General features: G+C 37.9%; 19 protein-coding genes. 17 read left to right on the plus strand and 2 right to left on the minus strand.

What is annotated here, in order from left to right; all coding sequences use genetic code 11:
• The first annotated feature begins 46 nt into the window (after window positions 1-46).
• From larE to MKY30_RS12070, 13 genes are all read left to right on the plus strand, one after another.
• Window positions 47-886, plus strand: a complete 840-nt coding sequence (gene larE, locus MKY30_RS12010; protein WP_341085626.1) for an ATP-dependent sacrificial sulfur transferase LarE — start codon at window positions 47-49, stop codon at window positions 884-886.
• Window positions 887-982: 96 nt separating this feature from the next.
• On the plus strand, window positions 983-1,813 hold the full coding sequence (locus MKY30_RS12015; protein ID WP_341084028.1) for a LarC family nickel insertion protein: 831 nt from the start codon (window positions 983-985) through the stop codon (window positions 1,811-1,813).
• A gap of 34 nt (window positions 1,814-1,847) precedes the next feature.
• On the plus strand, window positions 1,848-2,594 hold the full coding sequence (gene larB, locus MKY30_RS12020) for a nickel pincer cofactor biosynthesis protein LarB (protein WP_147211110.1): 747 nt from the start codon (window positions 1,848-1,850) through the stop codon (window positions 2,592-2,594).
• Between the two features lie 30 nt (window positions 2,595-2,624).
• Window positions 2,625-3,089, plus strand: a complete 465-nt coding sequence (gene larC, locus MKY30_RS12025) for a nickel insertion protein (protein WP_147211109.1) — start codon at window positions 2,625-2,627, stop codon at window positions 3,087-3,089.
• Between the two features lie 146 nt (window positions 3,090-3,235).
• Window positions 3,236-3,745 (plus strand): GNAT family N-acetyltransferase, encoded by a 510-nt coding sequence (locus tag MKY30_RS12030; protein WP_156985625.1) that lies wholly within the window; start codon window positions 3,236-3,238, stop codon window positions 3,743-3,745.
• Between the two features lie 60 nt (window positions 3,746-3,805).
• Complete coding sequence (nikA, locus tag MKY30_RS12035; protein ID WP_341084030.1) at window positions 3,806-5,389, plus strand: nickel ABC transporter substrate-binding protein; 1,584 nt, start codon at window positions 3,806-3,808, stop codon at window positions 5,387-5,389.
• 63 nt (window positions 5,390-5,452) lie between these two features.
• Complete coding sequence (gene opp1B / locus MKY30_RS12040; RefSeq protein ID WP_341084032.1) at window positions 5,453-6,382, plus strand: nickel/cobalt ABC transporter permease; 930 nt, start codon at window positions 5,453-5,455, stop codon at window positions 6,380-6,382.
• A 2-nt stretch (window positions 6,383-6,384) separates the two neighbouring features.
• Entirely contained in the window at window positions 6,385-7,221 is an 837-nt protein-coding gene (opp1C, locus tag MKY30_RS12045; RefSeq protein WP_341084034.1) for a nickel/cobalt ABC transporter permease, read from the plus strand.
• Between the two features lie 7 nt (window positions 7,222-7,228).
• Window positions 7,229-8,044, plus strand: coding sequence for an ABC transporter ATP-binding protein (locus MKY30_RS12050; RefSeq protein WP_147211104.1), 816 nt, complete (start codon window positions 7,229-7,231; stop codon window positions 8,042-8,044).
• The gene (locus MKY30_RS12055; protein WP_339284930.1) at window positions 8,037-8,813 is read left to right on the plus strand and encodes an ABC transporter ATP-binding protein; all 777 of its coding nucleotides are present in this window, start codon (window positions 8,037-8,039) and stop codon (window positions 8,811-8,813) included. The genes MKY30_RS12050 and MKY30_RS12055 overlap by 8 nt, the downstream gene beginning before the upstream one ends.
• A gap of 40 nt (window positions 8,814-8,853) precedes the next feature.
• Window positions 8,854-9,819: an RNA polymerase sigma factor gene (locus MKY30_RS12060; RefSeq protein WP_341084035.1), complete on the plus strand. Its 966-nt coding sequence runs from the start codon at window positions 8,854-8,856 to the stop codon at window positions 9,817-9,819.
• Between the two features lie 86 nt (window positions 9,820-9,905).
• The gene (locus tag MKY30_RS12065; RefSeq protein ID WP_341084036.1) at window positions 9,906-10,280 is read left to right on the plus strand and encodes a VOC family protein; all 375 of its coding nucleotides are present in this window, start codon (window positions 9,906-9,908) and stop codon (window positions 10,278-10,280) included.
• A 100-nt stretch (window positions 10,281-10,380) separates the two neighbouring features.
• Complete coding sequence (locus MKY30_RS12070; protein ID WP_341085628.1) at window positions 10,381-10,914, plus strand: GNAT family N-acetyltransferase; 534 nt, start codon at window positions 10,381-10,383, stop codon at window positions 10,912-10,914.
• Window positions 10,915-10,966: 52 nt separating this feature from the next.
• Here MKY30_RS12070 and MKY30_RS12075 read toward each other — a convergent pair whose 3' ends face one another.
• Together MKY30_RS12075 and MKY30_RS12080 are read right to left on the minus strand one after the other, a co-directional pair.
• Window positions 10,967-11,605, minus strand: a complete 639-nt coding sequence (locus MKY30_RS12075) for an RIO1 family regulatory kinase/ATPase domain-containing protein (RefSeq protein ID WP_156985619.1) — start codon at window positions 11,603-11,605, stop codon at window positions 10,967-10,969.
• Window positions 11,605-11,730, minus strand: coding sequence for a hypothetical protein (locus MKY30_RS12080; RefSeq protein ID WP_255473807.1), 126 nt, complete (start codon window positions 11,728-11,730; stop codon window positions 11,605-11,607). The genes MKY30_RS12075 and MKY30_RS12080 overlap by 1 nt, the downstream gene beginning before the upstream one ends.
• A 454-nt stretch (window positions 11,731-12,184) precedes the next feature.
• On the opposite strand from MKY30_RS12080, the gene MKY30_RS12085 reads away from it, so the two are divergent.
• The 4 genes from MKY30_RS12085 to MKY30_RS12100 all read left to right on the plus strand — a co-directional run bounded on the left by MKY30_RS12085 (window position 12,185) and on the right by MKY30_RS12100 (window position 15,254).
• On the plus strand, window positions 12,185-12,331 hold the full coding sequence (locus MKY30_RS12085) for a hypothetical protein (RefSeq protein WP_156985618.1): 147 nt from the start codon (window positions 12,185-12,187) through the stop codon (window positions 12,329-12,331).
• Window positions 12,332-12,455: 124 nt separating this feature from the next.
• The gene (locus MKY30_RS12090; RefSeq protein ID WP_156985617.1) at window positions 12,456-14,390 is read left to right on the plus strand and encodes an aconitate hydratase; all 1,935 of its coding nucleotides are present in this window, start codon (window positions 12,456-12,458) and stop codon (window positions 14,388-14,390) included.
• A 14-nt stretch (window positions 14,391-14,404) separates the two neighbouring features.
• Window positions 14,405-14,572, plus strand: a complete 168-nt coding sequence (locus MKY30_RS12095) for a hypothetical protein (protein WP_175637143.1) — start codon at window positions 14,405-14,407, stop codon at window positions 14,570-14,572.
• A gap of 181 nt (window positions 14,573-14,753) precedes the next feature.
• Window positions 14,754-15,254, plus strand: a complete 501-nt coding sequence (locus MKY30_RS12100) for a GNAT family N-acetyltransferase (RefSeq protein ID WP_341084039.1) — start codon at window positions 14,754-14,756, stop codon at window positions 15,252-15,254.
• Window positions 15,255-15,487 lie beyond the last annotated feature (233 nt).

A 15,487-nucleotide genomic window follows, 5' to 3' on the forward strand; every position in this document is an offset into this window, starting at 1 on the left:
AATAAAATAAATCCCCTATCAAGTCAGGGGAAATGAGGTGAATGAAATGATGGAAATCCGTGATAAAAATCGTCATTTAGGTAACACATTGAGAGAAATGGGCCGTGTAATGGTTGCGTTTTCAGGAGGTGTAGACAGTGCTGTCGTTTTGAAAAGAGCCCAGCAGGAACTAGGCGATAATGTGCTTGCAGTGGTTGTAGCTTCAGAGCTGTTCCGTGAATCCGAATTTAAAGCAGCTGTTCAATTAGCGGAAGATTTAGGGGTGAAGGTATATCAAACAGAGATAAAAGAACTGGACAGCCCACAAATTACAGCGAATAATCCTGATAGCTGGTATTACAGTAAAAAAATGCTCTACACACATCTTAATCAGCTGGCCCAAGAATTGGATTACCCATATATTTTAGATGGAATGATTATGGATGATGAGGATGATTTCCGTCCAGGACTGAAAGCGAGAACGGAAGAAGGCATTCGCAGTGTACTTCAGGAAGCGAATATTTATAAATCGGAAGTCCGTGAACTTGCAAAAAAGCTCCATCTTCCTGTGTGGAACAAATTAGCTTCTTGCAGTTTAGCATCGAGATTCCCATATGGAACAAAACTGGATAGGCAAAAAGTGAATCAAGTGAACCAGTCAGAACTTTATTTAAAGCGTATCGGTTTTGAAGAAGTTCGCGTACGTTATCATGATAATGTGGCGCGTATTGAAGTAACAGCCGATAAAATTGTGGAGTTACTGGAAAAACGCATGGAAATTCAGCATAAACTGGAATCTCTTGGCTTTGACTATGTGTCTGTGGATTTACGTGGTTATCGTACAGGCAGCATGAATAAAGTATTACCGGAAGCTGCTGCAGAACAAAAACACGTTGCCAACGCATAAAATAAAAATACTTGTTCTTTACGTGAAAAAGCAGTTGAAGCAACTGCTTTTTCACGTAAAATGAAAGTCAGAAATTACATAAAAAGGAGTTTTGTTATGAAAATTTTATATTTAGATTGTTTTTCTGGAATCAGCGGGGATATGACAATAGGAGCACTGCTTGATGCTGGCGGAGATTTTTCTCATTTGCAGAAGGAATTACAGAAACTGCCTTTGCAGGATGAGTATGAATTGAAAGTACATAAAATAGTGAAGAACGGTATTACGAGCACGAAATTTGATGTTATATTGAAAAATGGAGAGCATGTGCATTCTCGACATGGTCATAGTAAACATATCCACAAGCATTCCCGCGATCACGATCATAAACATCACCACCATGATGAACATGATCATCCTGGACATACCCACCATCATCGTTCATATCGGGATATTGTAAAAATGATTCAGGAAGCAGATCTATCAGAAAAAGTAAAATCTATAGCATTAAGGATCTTTAAAAAAATTGGTGAAGCGGAAGGCTGTATCCATGGTGTACCGTTGGGGGATGTTCACTTTCATGAAGTTGGAGCAGTCGATTCAATAATAGACATTGTTGGAACTGCTATTTTAATAGAAGAGCTTGATATTGATGATATTAAATCAGCACCTGTCCCCACGGGATCCGGAAAAATCCACATTGACCATGGGATTTACCCTGTCCCTGCACCAGCTACTTTAGAAATTCTACGCGGGGTGCCCATTGCGCAAAGTGACTTGAAAGCCGAGTTGACAACGCCGACTGGAGCAGCATTTGCTGCTGTATTAGCAAATGAATTTTGTGATCTTCCTTCCATGAAAGTGATGAAGGTAGGCTATGGTGCCGGAACAAAAACATTCCCGGACCATCCAAATGTACTTCGGATTATTCTGGGTGAACAAGCATAAGCGATTAAAAAAGTTTGAGAGAGTAGGACATCACATGGAGGAAATTTTAAAGGAAGTTCAAAATGGAACATTAAGCATAGATAACGCAAAGAAAAGATTGGCAACATATGAAGATCTGGGTTTTGCAAAAGTTGATCATCATAGGAAAAAGCGTCAAGGCTTTCCGGAAGTGATTTACGGAGAAGGAAAAACAATAGAACAAATCACTGCCATTCTCCGAGCAATAAAAGCAAAACAAAATGATGTTTTAATTACAAGAGTTTCTCAGGACAAGGCAGAAGTAATATTAGAAAGTCATCCTGAACTAACTTATCACGATATAGCGCAGATTCTTTCATGGAAAGCAAAAGAGAAGAAAGAAAATAAAGAAGGCTTTATTGCCATTATTTGTGCAGGGACATCTGATTTGAGGATTGCGGAGGAAGCAGCGATTACAGCTGAGGTATTGGGAAGCAATGTGCGCCGATTTTATGATGTTGGTGTAGCCGGAATTCATCGTTTATTAGACCAGGCGCAGATGATTCAGGAAGCAACGGCTTCAGTAGTTGTTGCAGGGATGGAGGGAGCACTTCCGAGTGTTGTTGGCGGCCTTGTTTCTCATCCGGTCATAGCAGTACCGACAAGTGTCGGCTATGGTGCGAATTTTCAAGGCTTGTCTGCACTGCTGACAATGCTGAACTCCTGTGCGAGCGGTATCAGTGTGGTTAATATTGATAATGGCTTTGGCGGTGCATATAATGCTGTACTAATTGATCGGCTGGCTCAAGGGAAGGAAAAGTAGCATTAGTTAATTAAGAAGGGAGTTTTCTGCTTGACATCAAAACATCCTCCAAACCATGAACATATTGATGATAATATGATGAAAATGGAAGTGAATCTGGATGATATAACGGGAGAGTGGCTTGGGTTTGTAATGGACCGTTTATTTGAAGCCGGGGCAAATGATGTCTTTTATACGCCCATTTATATGAAAAAAAATCGACCGGGTATATTATTGCAATTACTCTGTTCTAGTCAAGCTTTATCTAAAATAAAGGGTATCTTGTTACAAGAAACGACAACGCTTGGAATCCGCTACTATCCAATAACCGTTCATCGGATGGAACGAAGATTTATTAAAGTAGAGACGGAGTGGGGCCCTGTTACGGTAAAACAAGGAATCTCCAAAGGAGAGATTTTCCAAAGTTCACCAGAGTACGATGACTGTAAGAATATAGCTGAAAAACATCATATCCCATTAAAACAGGTGTATGAATCCGTTTGGAAGCAATTATAGAAATTTATCCAGGCTTTTTAACTTTGAAATAGTTTAAAGGATGTATGCTTTTATCTAAAAGTGGCAGCTCATAAGGCGTAATAAATTTTTAAGTAATTATGCTGGAGTTTTATGAGATAGTAAAGAAATGGAGACGTTAATAAGAAATGTCTGTAAAATATAGTATTAAACAGGTAGAAACAAAGGAAGCTGCACAAGTAGCAGAATTTATGAAATCCATTCGAAAAGAATTGTTTCCAATGTTGAACCATAATCAATTACCAGCGGATTTGGTTCATGTTCATACATATTATTTGGGTAGAAATGATTCTGCGTTATTTGCCGCTATAAGTGAAGAAGGAGAGGTACTTGGAACCATAGGGTATTTACCCTACGATAATCGGTTTGAGTATTTGCAGGATTATTATGCGCAAATACAAACGACAGAATTGGTAAGATGCTATATAGATCCCGGATATAGACGTTTAGGAATTGGCTCCGCTTTATATAAAACTGCTTTAAAATCTATTTGTGCAGCTGGTTATGAGAAGATTTACCTGCACACCCATCCATTTCTTCCAGGCGGGGTCCCATTCTGGAAAGCGCTGGGTTTTGAAGAAAAGCTGGCTGAACCGGATCCGATTTGGAAGACCTTACATATGGATAAGAAGCTGTAAAGACGGTTCAGTGTCAGATACTTCATTAGGTATAACACCAAGAGAATTAGGAGAACTCGAATGAGAAAATTTAGTATAGTACTGCTTGCAATATTGTTTTGTCTTTTACTGGTAAGCTGTAGTAATCAGGATAATGCAGAAATAGCTAAAGAGGAAATTGTATATGCCAGCTCTAAAGATATTCGTGATATTAATCCGCATTTATATAGTGGAGAAATGGCAGCCCAAAATATGGTATTTGAATCATTGGTTATTAATACGGAAGATGGGGTGGAGCCTTGGCTGGCGGAGAGCTGGGAAATTTCAGATGATGGTATGGAATATATATTTCATTTAAGAGAGGATGTTACCTTTACAGATGGAGAAAAGTTCAATGCTGAAGCAGTAAAACAAAACATGGATGCAATTCTGGATAATGAAGAACGGCATGCCTGGCTTGATTTAGTCAATTTAATAGAAGAGAATATAGTTGTTGATGAATATACCTATAAACTGGTCCTGAAGCATCCGTATTACCCAACATTAACTGAATTAGGACTTACACGTCCATTTCGTTTCTTGTCTCCAAATGATTTTGTGGATGCAACAACAAGAGATGGAGTTGATGGTTATTCAGGAACCGGGCCCTGGATTCTAACAGAGCATAATGAGAATCAGGAAGCAGTATTTACTGCAAATGTAGAGTATTGGGGAGAACAGCCGGAAGTTGACAATGTAAGGTGGAAAGTGATGCCTGACCATCAGACCATCCTGCTTGCACTTGAAAAAGGGGAAATTGATCTGATTTTTGGTTCTGATGGAGATATGATCGATCTTGACTCATTTTCAGCTTTGGAGGAGCAAGGGAAATATATAACGGAAATGAGTGAACCAATTGCTTCAAGGGCTATTTTATTGAACTCCAATCGTCCAATTACGAAGAATGTTGATGTGAGAGAAGCTTTGCAATATGCGATTGATAAACAATCGATTGCTGATGGTGTTTTAAACGGGACTGAGTCTGTTGCACCTACACTGCTTTCTTCAACAGCTCCTTATAGTGATCTTGGACTGGAGGCGCGGGAGTATAATCCCGATAAAGCGAGTGAATTACTAGATGAAGCCGGTTGGAAATTGGATGACAGCGGGTACCGGTATAAAGATGAGGAGAAATTAGAACTCAGCTTGTATTATAATTCAGACAATGCTCAAGAAAAGACAATTAGTGAATATATTCAGCATGATTTGAGAGAAATAGGTGTAGACCTGCATATAACAGGGGAACAGAAACAAGCATTTTTAGACAGGCAAAAATCTGGAGAATTTGACCTGCAATATTCTTTATCATGGGGCACGCCTTATGATCCACAATCCTATCTGTCATCCTGGAGAATTCCGGCACATGGTGATTATCGGGCGCAAATAGGATTAGACAGGAAAGTATGGCTGGATGAAACAATAACAGATTTGATGATTGAAAATGATGAAGCTGAGAGAGAAGCTATGTATGATGAGGTATTATCTTATATTCACGATGAATCCGTGTATATTCCACTCGTGTATTCACGTACAAAAGCTGTTCATCGCCCAGAGCTGCAGGGAGTCACTTTTAATGTTTCTCAGTATGAAATACCATTTGAAAAAATGTATTTTGAAGCGGAATAAGCCAAAAAAGCGGATTTCTATCCGCTTTTTTGGTTCTTTAGCGTAAGAATGTAGGTGAACTAAATGAAGCGTTATATTATTAAAAGATTATTAAGCGTCATCCCTTTATTAATTGGAATATCTTTTTTAGCTTTTATTTTAATTAATTTAAGTGAAAGTGATCCAGCTGAAGTAGCACTGCGCGTAAATGAAATCACACCAACCGATGAAGCTGTTGCACAAATGCGGGAGGAGCTGGGTCTTGATAAATCTTTTATAGAAAGATACTTAACGTGGGTGACAGGCAGTATCAAAGGCGACTTTGGAAACAGTTTTATTAATAATAAACCAGTGATAAATGAAATAGTACAAGCTTTACCGGCAACGTTACTGCTTGCGCTGGTTTCCTTCATTATTATTGTTGTTATCAGCGTCTCCGCATCCATTATATGTACTATTTTTGAGGAGAGCTGGATTGACCGTACGATTCGCGGACTTGTATTTATAGGCGAAGCTATGCCGGGCTATTGGATTGGACTTTTACTTATGTGGTTTTTCTCTATTAAGTTAAATTTACTGCCGACAAGTGGAATGACTTCATGGGCATCTGTTATCCTCCCTGGGGTAACATTAGCACTTGCTTATATTTCAACCTATGTAAGACTATTACGGAATAATATGGTACAAAACAAAAGTGAAAATTTTGTTTTGTACGCAAAAGCGCGGGGAATGAAAAAGAGAATTATTTTAAAGCGTATTTTTAAAAACTCCCTTCAAACAACAATTACAGCGCTGGGAATGTCTATCCCAAAATTAATTGCAGGTACGGTAATTGTAGAAAATATTTTTGCGTGGCCAGGAATAGGAAGACTAAGTGTGGCGGCGATTTTTAATTATGATTATCCAGTTATCCAGGCGTATGTTTTTCTGATGGCGGTATTATTTGTTGCTTGTAATTTGCTGGTAGACATCGTTACTGCTATGTTAGATCCAAGAATGAGAAAAGAGGTATAATCATGGGGACTCTAAATAAATTGATACAAAATCGTTTCGCCATGATTTGTATCATTTTTCTAGTCACTGTGGTATTAACAGGTTTTTTTGCACCGTGGCTAACACCGCATAATCCAGTTGATGTGAATGTAAAAGAAAAGCTTGCGGGAATAAGTACGACCTATCCAATGGGGACGGATCAACTAGGAAGGTGTATTCTTTCAAGACTGCTTTATGGTATTCGCACTACTGTATTAATTGCATTTATCACAATGGCGGCAACGATTATAATTGGTACTTTAATTGGTGGAATAGCAGGATTATTTCGAGGGAAAATAGATGAAATAATAATGCGAATCTGTGATATTTTTATGTCTTTTCCAAGTGAAGTAATGATTCTTGCTATCATCGGAATGATGGGACCGGGAATTACTAATATCATTATTGCCAGTATTATAGCAAAGTGGGCATGGTACACCCGTATGATTCGATCGATTGTAATAAAATATACAGATAAAAATTATATTCAATTTGCACGTGTTTCTGGTTTCAGCAGATGGCATATTTTCAGAAAGCATATTATGCCGAACGCCACTGGTGAAATAGCTGTGCTTGCTACCCTTGATATTGGTTCCGTTATTTTAATGATTTCAGCTTTATCATTTTTAGGTTTAGGTGTACAGGCACCAACGCCTGAATGGGGAATGATGCTAAGCGAAGCCAAGAACGTTATGATTATACATCCAGGGTTAATGCTTCCGCCAGGTATAGCAATTCTTTTTGTTGTAGCAGCTTTCAATTTCTTGGGAGACAGCTTACAAGATGCCTACAACGTGAAACATAGGAAAAGATGGAGGTGATTAATTAATGCTGCTGGAAGTGAAAAATTTATCGATATATGATGCAGAGACGAAAGACACTATCGTAGAGGACATCTCTTTTACATTAGAACAGCAACGTAATCTGGGAATTGTCGGAGAAAGCGGCAGCGGAAAATCAATGACAGTAAAGGGAATATTAGGTCTTGTTGCTCCCTGGATGAAAGTTTCCGGTACAGCATATTTTGAAGGGGAAGATATGTTAAAGATGAAGGCAAAAGCAATGCAAAATATACGAGCTCGACATATCAGTATGATTCTGCAGGATGCAATGTCTGCATTTGATCCCTTAGATACGGTTGGAAAACAGATGATGGAAACCTTATGCGAACATTTGAAAATATCCAGGAAAGAAGCAAAACAAATATCCTTGAATGAACTGGGAAGCCTGGGAATTCAAGAAGCATCACAGATGATGAAGAAATATCCGCATCAATTGTCTGGCGGGATGCTGCAGCGATGTATGATTGCCATCGCAGTTGCTATAAAGCCTGATGTTATCATTGCCGATGAGCCAACAACTGCGCTGGACGCAATTACACAAAGTGAAGTCATTGCCACATTTCAAAGGCTACACGCCCAAAAGAGAATAACCTTTATTTTTATTTCTCATGATCTTGGAGTAATCCGGCATTTGACCGAGGAAGTGCTTGTAATGAAAGATGGAAAATCTGTGGAATATGGCAGGACGAGGGAGGTATTTCGCTATCCTCAAAATAAGTATACAAAGTATTTGGTAGATACAAGATTAAATCTGGCCTGTTCTTTCGAAAAAATAATGAGAAAGGGTCCTTACGATGCTTGAAATGAAAAATGTCTACAAAAGTTACCCAAAAAAAGGAACAGGTTTTAGAAAGGAGAAGCTATCTGTATTAGCTGATTTGTCATTTCAGATAAATACTGGGGAGTGGGTCGCATTAGTAGGTGAAAGCGGCAGCGGAAAAAGTACATTAGGCAGACTGATATTGGGCTTGGAAGAAGCAGATAGAGGCAGCCTGCTGCTGGAAGGGAGAAATGCAACCGCATGGCGGAAAGAAAATAGAGGACAAATGAGCGTTGTTTTTCAGGATTATACGTCATCCGTTAACCCTGCATTCAGGATAAAAGATATTATCAATGAGCCTTTGAAGGTATCCTGCCGAAATAATTGCATTCGCGAAACTACGAAAAGTTTAATGGGAAAAGTCGGTTTGCCTTTATCATTATTGAATCGTTACCCGCATGAGTTAAGTGGGGGGCAGCTGCAAAGGATATGTATCGCAAGAGCGATTCGTACAAATCCGAGGTTTTTAGTTTTAGATGAAGCAGTCAGTTCATTGGATATTTCTATTCAGACTCAAATTCTGGATTTACTCCATCAACTCAAAGAAGAGATGGATATAACCTGTCTATTTATTGCCCATAATCTACAAACGGTTACTTATCTCTGTGATCATGTAATATTTTTAAATGAAAGAAAAATTGCTGAACAGATAGAGACAAAAAAATTGGCAGATGTTCAGAGTGATTATGCAAAGCGGCTATTGGCATCTGCGGTTCAATTTAATGGTTTAGATGAGGAATTAAGAATTTGAAGAAATAATCGATAATGTATCTAAGCGGGGGGGTTAATAGATGTCGATTGATAATCTTAATGGTTTAAGCAATAATTTAAGAAAAATTGAAAGAGAATTTAAACAGATAATAGAACCTTATCGCACCGATTTGTGGAGATATTGTTTAAATTTAACGCAATCACCATGGGATGCTGAGGATCTGGTTCAAGAGACACTATTAAAGTCTCTGTCGGTGCTGGCAAAATTATTTCAGTCCGTAGATACAAAAGCTTATTTATTTAAAATCGCTACAAATTTATGGATTGATCAGAAAAGAAAACAGAAGCATATTGATTTACCTTATAATGATTTGCTGTTTCAAGATATAAGTGCAACAGAATCATTTCAGCTTATGGAAAACCTTAGTGAATTAGTGAGTCACTTGACTCCAACTCAATATATAGCACTTGTTCTAACGGAGGCTTTTCAGTTTAAAGGAAAAGAAGCTGCAGAGATTATGTCCACCTCTGAATCTGCTGTATATACAAACATAAGCAGAGCACGACAGACTTTACGTGACATTTCAAATCCAGAAATAGCTGCCGCTTCCAAAAGAACAAAGCCGATTAATAATATTTCTCCAACAGCTGCTGTGGAATTATTACTGAAGGGCTTTAGAAATAAAAATCCAGAATTAATTGCCTCCCTCATGGCTGAAAATGTCATCACGGATATTACCCATTCAGGGTTGGAATATGGTAAAGATGAAGTGGAGAAGAATTCTTTAAAAGATTGGGCTGAAATTGTTCAGAAACAACATGAAATTGTTTCGGATTATATTGAGTTATGGGGACGTCCAGTTATTATAGAGTTAGAAAGAAAACTAGATACGCATCTTTATCTTAATAACATTCATTATGTGGAAATGAATAATGATAAGATTACTTATTGGAAGTTTTATTGTTTTTCGTGGGATATGATGCAATTAGCAGCTAAAGAACTGGATGTAAAATTGAATGCAGCATATTTTTATCATATTTTTTAAAAGAAAAACAAATTTGGCTGTAAGGTTTTCACTCTCAAAAACGTTATATAAGCTGAAGGAATTTTAAAATAAAGAGGAGTGAAAATATGAGCAGTCCAATAATGAATAAAATGAACACGATTTTTGTACATGTCAGTGATTTGGAGAGGTCAGTAAAATGGTATGCAGAATTACTTGGTCAGGAGTATGATTTAACTGCTGTAGAAAGACCGGTATATAATATCAAAATTGCTGATCATACCGGTTTAACTTTGGATGCTGGTCCGGAGGGGATTACAAAAAGGCAATCGTCCAGTATGTATCCAATATTCAATTTCCATACAGATAATATTGAGGAGTCCTACGCCTATGTAAAAGAGTCAGGATATGATGTTGAATCAGAAATTACCCGCCTTGATGATTTTTCATTTTTTACAATTTGTGATCCAGACAGGAATATTATTATGATTTGTACTGGCTAATTTTTTGAGATGTAAAGCTTTACTATCAGCTATTTAGCTTAGGGAAAGCTGAAGTGATATAAGAAAAGGAGCTGTTTCAGCAGTGAGAAAAAATGAGGTGATGAATGAAACTCCCAATATGAACCTTAATACGGAACGAATCTTTTTAAGACCAGTCATTGCCGAAGATATGAAAGAGTTTTACGAAATAGTGAAGAAAGACAGTGTAGGAAAATGGCTTGGTATAGGAAAAGGCATGTCGTTGGAAGAAACAGAGCAGTACGTGAGTAAAATTATAAAACATTGGAATCAATATGATTTTGGCGTATGGGCGGCAGTAAATAAATCCAGTGGGAAAATAATGGGACATTGCGGCTTAAGGTATATTGATGATACAGAGGATATAGAGATTATATACCTGCTTGATCCTGGTTTTTGGGGGATGGGATATGCTTCAGAAGCAGCGGACAGTATAATTAAATATGCATTTCAATCGCTTAAAATTGAAAAGCTGACTGCACGTGTAAGGATAAATAATATGAAATCAAAGAAGGTAATAGAAAAATTGGGATTTCAATTTATCGACGATAAGCATTATAACAATCGTAAGCTATCTTACTTTGAATTGTTTCAGGAGAATTTGATTAAATACTAGTAAAAGGTAAATGATTTTGAATTTCTAAAGTGTTAAAAAGGAAAAGAGCCGGCTATCTCACTCTTTTCCTTGTTTTAATAGGTAAATACTTATATAACCGGTATAATTTTGACACAGCGTACATAGCCCATTTGGGGATTTTTTTCGGGAAAAATGGATGTTGATAATACCGTATATATCCGCTTTTTAGGTCCTCCCATTGGGTACACATTTTCTTTTGTGAAAAGCGTGCTACATCAATAATACGTACTTCATCTTCCTTTGTAAGGATAAGATTATGCAGATGAATATCTGAAGGATTTAATCCTGCTGCTTTTGCAAATTCTAACCCATTGTCAACATGTTCAATATAGTGTGGCTTTAATGGGATTCCTTCTGCCAGGCATTCAAAGAATGTCTTTCCTTCAATAAAATCCATAACCAAGTAATTGGTTCCTGCTTCATATACAGTGGGATAATAAGGATTCCCATTTAATCTTTCGTAGTTTTGTTTTTCTTGAATTGCTGTTTTTTCAAAATTCGGGTAAAAAATTTTAATCACTCTATTTTCATTTTTTATTTTGAATACAGCAGCACTTCTTCCTGTTCCATGTAACTTTAAGTCATCGTGATGTCTGAGTACTTTTATACGTCCATTTCTTTTAGCAAATAAAACAGTGGATGCTAAATCATTGTATCTGGACTGATTCATTATTTCTTAAAACTGCCTTTTCTTTTTGCTAACTCTTTTTTGATGACAGGAAGGGCATGTTTTTGTGCCTGCTTAATTCCTTCTTTTACCATTTTAGATTTTAGAAGCTTTGTTAGTTTTGACATCTCTTTTCCTCCTTGAAGTAAGTGTGGCAAAAGCTAACAAAAAAGACCTTTGCCCACATAATTTGGACAAAGGTCTCGCAAGCAACGAAATGAAACTGCTGCCAGCAGTGCCGAGGATTTCTCCTGTAATGACGACAGCTGCTATTATGCTACTCCCCTTTGGGATTTATTTCAATTTAATATTTTAATTTATTATATAGGGCTAGTACGATAAGTGCAAATTTTAAAGTAATAAAATTTCTGATGAAGAATATTCCTCCCATTTTAATGATGAAATAGAGTAATGTGAATGCAGAGGTTATATTCATCATTTTCTGTGTTTTCTTGAGGAGAAGACACGTATAAAAGACACTGAAAGGAACGGTGAAGCGCGCTGGAAAAATGGTTTTTTATTTGCTCTGACAGGCTTTGTAATGATGTTTATTGTCAGCTTTATTCTTGGAGGGGAACCTTATTGGATCAATATTATTGGTTTTGGGACAGGTGGATTTATTTACGGAGTATTTATTCATCCAATGATGGAGAGGAAAATGAAGTATTGTCGTACTTTAAAGAGCGTGAAGACAAGAATGATAAAATGATTATTCTATGTATAAAATAGCTTTGTCAAAAGAAATGGATTGCTCTTAACACTATAATATACAGTTTAACTTCATTTGATATGTGTAATAAATACTATATAAGCATATTCTAATCAGGACAGTATATTTTAAGGAGGAAGCAACATGCAGCTTAATGCAGCTCAAAAATTAATTCATGATCATTTGCTGTCAGGAGAGATGAAGGCCGGAGAAGAAATTGGAATAAAGATTGATCAGACATTAACGCAGGATGCTACAGGTACGATGGTGATGCTGGAGCTGGAAGCAATGGGAATTGATCGGGTGAAAACAGAGGCTTCTGCACAATATGTAGATCATAACTTGATTCAGGAAGATTTTCGTAATGCGGATGACCATTTGTTTTTAAGAAGTGCAGCACAGAAATTCGGGATTTACTACAGCAGGCCGGGGAACGGAGTCAGTCATCCTGTTCATATGCAGCAGCTGGCACGCCCCGGGAAAACCTTATTAGGGTCAGATAGTCATACATGTGCGAACGGCTGTATGGGAATGCTGGCAATTGGTGCAGGCGGAATTGATGTGACAATGGCGATGACAGGAGAACCTTATTATGTAAAAATGCCCCGTATTATGGGGGTAGAGCTTACAGGGAAGCTTCCAGACTGGGTCAGCGCTAAAGATGTCATTTTAGAAATGCTGCACCGTCATGGCGTAAAAGGCGGAGTCGGTAGGATAATTGAATATTATGGACCGGGTATCAAAGAATTATCTGCTATGGATCGGCATGTTATTGCCAATATGGGTGCTGAGCTTGGGGCGACTGCAACCGTATTTCCTTCTGATAAAGAAGTGAAGCGTTTTCTGAAAACACAGGGACGTGAAGATCAATGGGTAGAATTAAAAGCTGATAACGGAGCGACATATGATGAACATGAAAAAATTGATTTATCTGCGCTGGAACCATTGATTGCAAAACCATCAAGCCCGGGTAATGTTGTACCAGTTACAGAAGTTGCAGGAGAAGCTATATATCAGTCTTATATCGGCTCCTCGGCCAACCCGGGATATCGTGACTTCGCGATTGCCAGTGAAATTGTTAAAGGGAAGCAGGCTGCTAACGGGATTTCTTTTGACATTAATCCAACCTCCCGTCAGTTGCTGGAGCAGCTTGTAGAGAATGGACATATTGCAAATCTTTTGTCCGCTGGAGCCCGGATGCATCAGGCAGGCTGTAATGGCTGTATTGGAATGGGTCAGGCTCCGGCTACAGGACGAAACAGTTTACGTACAACACCAAGAAACTTCCCGGGCCGATCCGGTACAAGAGAAGACAGTGTCTTCCTATGCAGCCCGGAGACAGCAGCCGCTTCTGCATTAACAGGTGTTATTACAGATCCAAGGACATTAGATATTTCTTATCCGAAAATAAAAGAGCCAACTACCTTTTCAACAAAAGGAATGCTGGAAGCACCACCGGAAGATAACAGTCAAATCAAATTGGAAAAAGGACCGAATATCACCGCTATACCAGATTTTCAGCCAATTGAAGATAACTTCGACTTGCCTATTTTATTAAAAATGCAGGATAATATTTCAACAGATGAGATTCTTGCCGGCGGTTCCCGAGTATTACCATTTCGCAGTAATATTCAAAGAATCAGTACTTTTGCGTTTGAGATTATTGATGAGGATTATTACGAAAAGGCCATGAAAAAACGTGATGATGGCGGCCATATGGTGGTAGCAGGCTTTAATTACGGACAAGGATCAAGCCGGGAGCATGCAGCGCTCGCACCACGTTACCTCGGATTAAAGGTTGTACTTGTGAAAGATTTTGCCCGTATTCATCTGCAGAATTTGATCAACTTCGGTATTTTACCGTTAACGTTTGTGAATGAGGAAGACTATGATCTGCTCCATCCGGAGGATATACTTGAATTTCGTCATATCCATCAAACAATTCAAAATCAGCGTACATTTGATATAAAACTGAAAGGAACAGATCGCACGATTACCGTCCAGCATGACCTTACCAAACGGCATCTTGAAATCCTGCTGGCCGGCGGGATTATAAATTGGATTAAAGAAAAACAATAGAAAGGAAGTCAGCTATGGGATCTCAGAAACACGCCTGTAAAGCTTGTGACGGGACTGGGTTATTAATGGACGACGAACAGTGGCACTATACATGTACCGTTTGTCATGGTGACGGGTTTGTTGCCGCTGTAGAAAAGACGGAAAAGCTGCAGGTAGATGAAAACCACAGAGTAATTGATTAATTTGAAGCGGCCGGAGCAGTGCTGTTCGTTTTTACAGTGCTTCTTAATCCGGCTGCTTTTATTATGTTTAAAATAAAAATTTTAAATCCTATCGACAGGAATCTGCTCTTGTGAAATAATATATAAAAAATCCCGTGGTCATATATATTGGTGTGGCACATAGAGAGAGGATGCTGTTTTGATGATACATATTGCTTCGCTGCAAATGGAGGATGAGGATAAGCTGTATGCATTTGAATCAAATAACAGAAATTACTTTGAAAAATTTGTTCCTTCCCGGGGCGATGATTATTATCAAAAGGATTATTTTCGTGACAGGCTTAAAGAATTACTGAAAGAACAAGCTGATAAGCAATCTTATTTTTTTTTAATTAAAGATACCAATGGAGAAATTTTAGGAAGAATAAATTTAACAGATATTGATTATTCTTTGAAGAGCGGTTTTTTAGGATATAGAGTAGGAGAAGCTTATACAGGAAAAGGAGTCGCAGGACAGGCATTAGAGCTTCTTAAAAAAGAAGCAAAGATGCTGAAATTGAAGGAAATCAAAGCGCAGACAACTGCTGATAATATAGCTTCTCAAAAAGTATTGAAAAAAAGGGGTTTTGAAGAAATAAGCAGAGAAGAAACTACTTATGAAGGGAAGCATCTCACTTTTGTATACTATCAGGCTGACTTATAATTTAGAAGACAGCTTTAGATCTTAATAAAATTTTAGCAAGTGTTAGAACAGAAAGAAAGACATTCTATGGGATATTAGTAGCACATGAAATATCTATTTAGCGGGTTCAGAATAGATCTGCTATATTCTCCAACCAGTACCTGAAGTGGTAGTGGTTTTTTATTTTTTAAAAGTCTTGAATGAATGAAATTCAGAATAAGCATATCCTCTTTTAATAATTATCTATCCCATTT

Source organism: Oceanobacillus sp. FSL W8-0428 (assembly GCF_038004405.1).
GTDB lineage: Bacteria > Bacillota > Bacilli > Bacillales > Amphibacillaceae > Oceanobacillus > Oceanobacillus sojae.

What these genes read in the sequence shown, in the direction of transcription:
- larE (WP_341085626.1), top strand. Translation starts at nt 47, where the DNA reads ATGATGGAAATCCGTGATAAAAATCGTCATTTAGGTAACACATTGAGA.
- MKY30_RS12015 (WP_341084028.1), top strand. Translation starts at nt 983, where the DNA reads ATGAAAATTTTATATTTAGATTGTTTTTCTGGAATCAGCGGGGATATG.
- larB (WP_147211110.1), top strand. Translation starts at nt 1,848, where the DNA reads ATGGAGGAAATTTTAAAGGAAGTTCAAAATGGAACATTAAGCATAGAT.
- MKY30_RS12030 (WP_156985625.1), top strand. Translation starts at nt 3,236, where the DNA reads ATGTCTGTAAAATATAGTATTAAACAGGTAGAAACAAAGGAAGCTGCA.
- nikA (WP_341084030.1), top strand. Translation starts at nt 3,806, where the DNA reads ATGAGAAAATTTAGTATAGTACTGCTTGCAATATTGTTTTGTCTTTTA.
- opp1B (WP_341084032.1), top strand. Translation starts at nt 5,453, where the DNA reads ATGAAGCGTTATATTATTAAAAGATTATTAAGCGTCATCCCTTTATTA.
- opp1C (WP_341084034.1), top strand. Translation starts at nt 6,385, where the DNA reads ATGGGGACTCTAAATAAATTGATACAAAATCGTTTCGCCATGATTTGT.
- MKY30_RS12050 (WP_147211104.1), top strand. Translation starts at nt 7,229, where the DNA reads ATGCTGCTGGAAGTGAAAAATTTATCGATATATGATGCAGAGACGAAA.
- MKY30_RS12055 (WP_339284930.1), top strand. Translation starts at nt 8,037, where the DNA reads ATGCTTGAAATGAAAAATGTCTACAAAAGTTACCCAAAAAAAGGAACA.
- MKY30_RS12060 (WP_341084035.1), top strand. Translation starts at nt 8,854, where the DNA reads ATGTCGATTGATAATCTTAATGGTTTAAGCAATAATTTAAGAAAAATT.
- MKY30_RS12065 (WP_341084036.1), top strand. Translation starts at nt 9,906, where the DNA reads ATGAGCAGTCCAATAATGAATAAAATGAACACGATTTTTGTACATGTC.
- MKY30_RS12070 (WP_341085628.1), top strand. Translation starts at nt 10,381, where the DNA reads ATGAATGAAACTCCCAATATGAACCTTAATACGGAACGAATCTTTTTA.
- MKY30_RS12075 (WP_156985619.1), bottom strand. Translation starts at nt 11,605, where the DNA reads ATGAATCAGTCCAGATACAATGATTTAGCATCCACTGTTTTATTTGCT.
- MKY30_RS12080 (WP_255473807.1), bottom strand. Translation starts at nt 11,730, where the DNA reads ATGTCAAAACTAACAAAGCTTCTAAAATCTAAAATGGTAAAAGAAGGA.
- MKY30_RS12090 (WP_156985617.1), top strand. Translation starts at nt 12,456, where the DNA reads ATGCAGCTTAATGCAGCTCAAAAATTAATTCATGATCATTTGCTGTCA.
- MKY30_RS12095 (WP_175637143.1), top strand. Translation starts at nt 14,405, where the DNA reads ATGGGATCTCAGAAACACGCCTGTAAAGCTTGTGACGGGACTGGGTTA.
- MKY30_RS12100 (WP_341084039.1), top strand. Translation starts at nt 14,754, where the DNA reads ATGATACATATTGCTTCGCTGCAAATGGAGGATGAGGATAAGCTGTAT.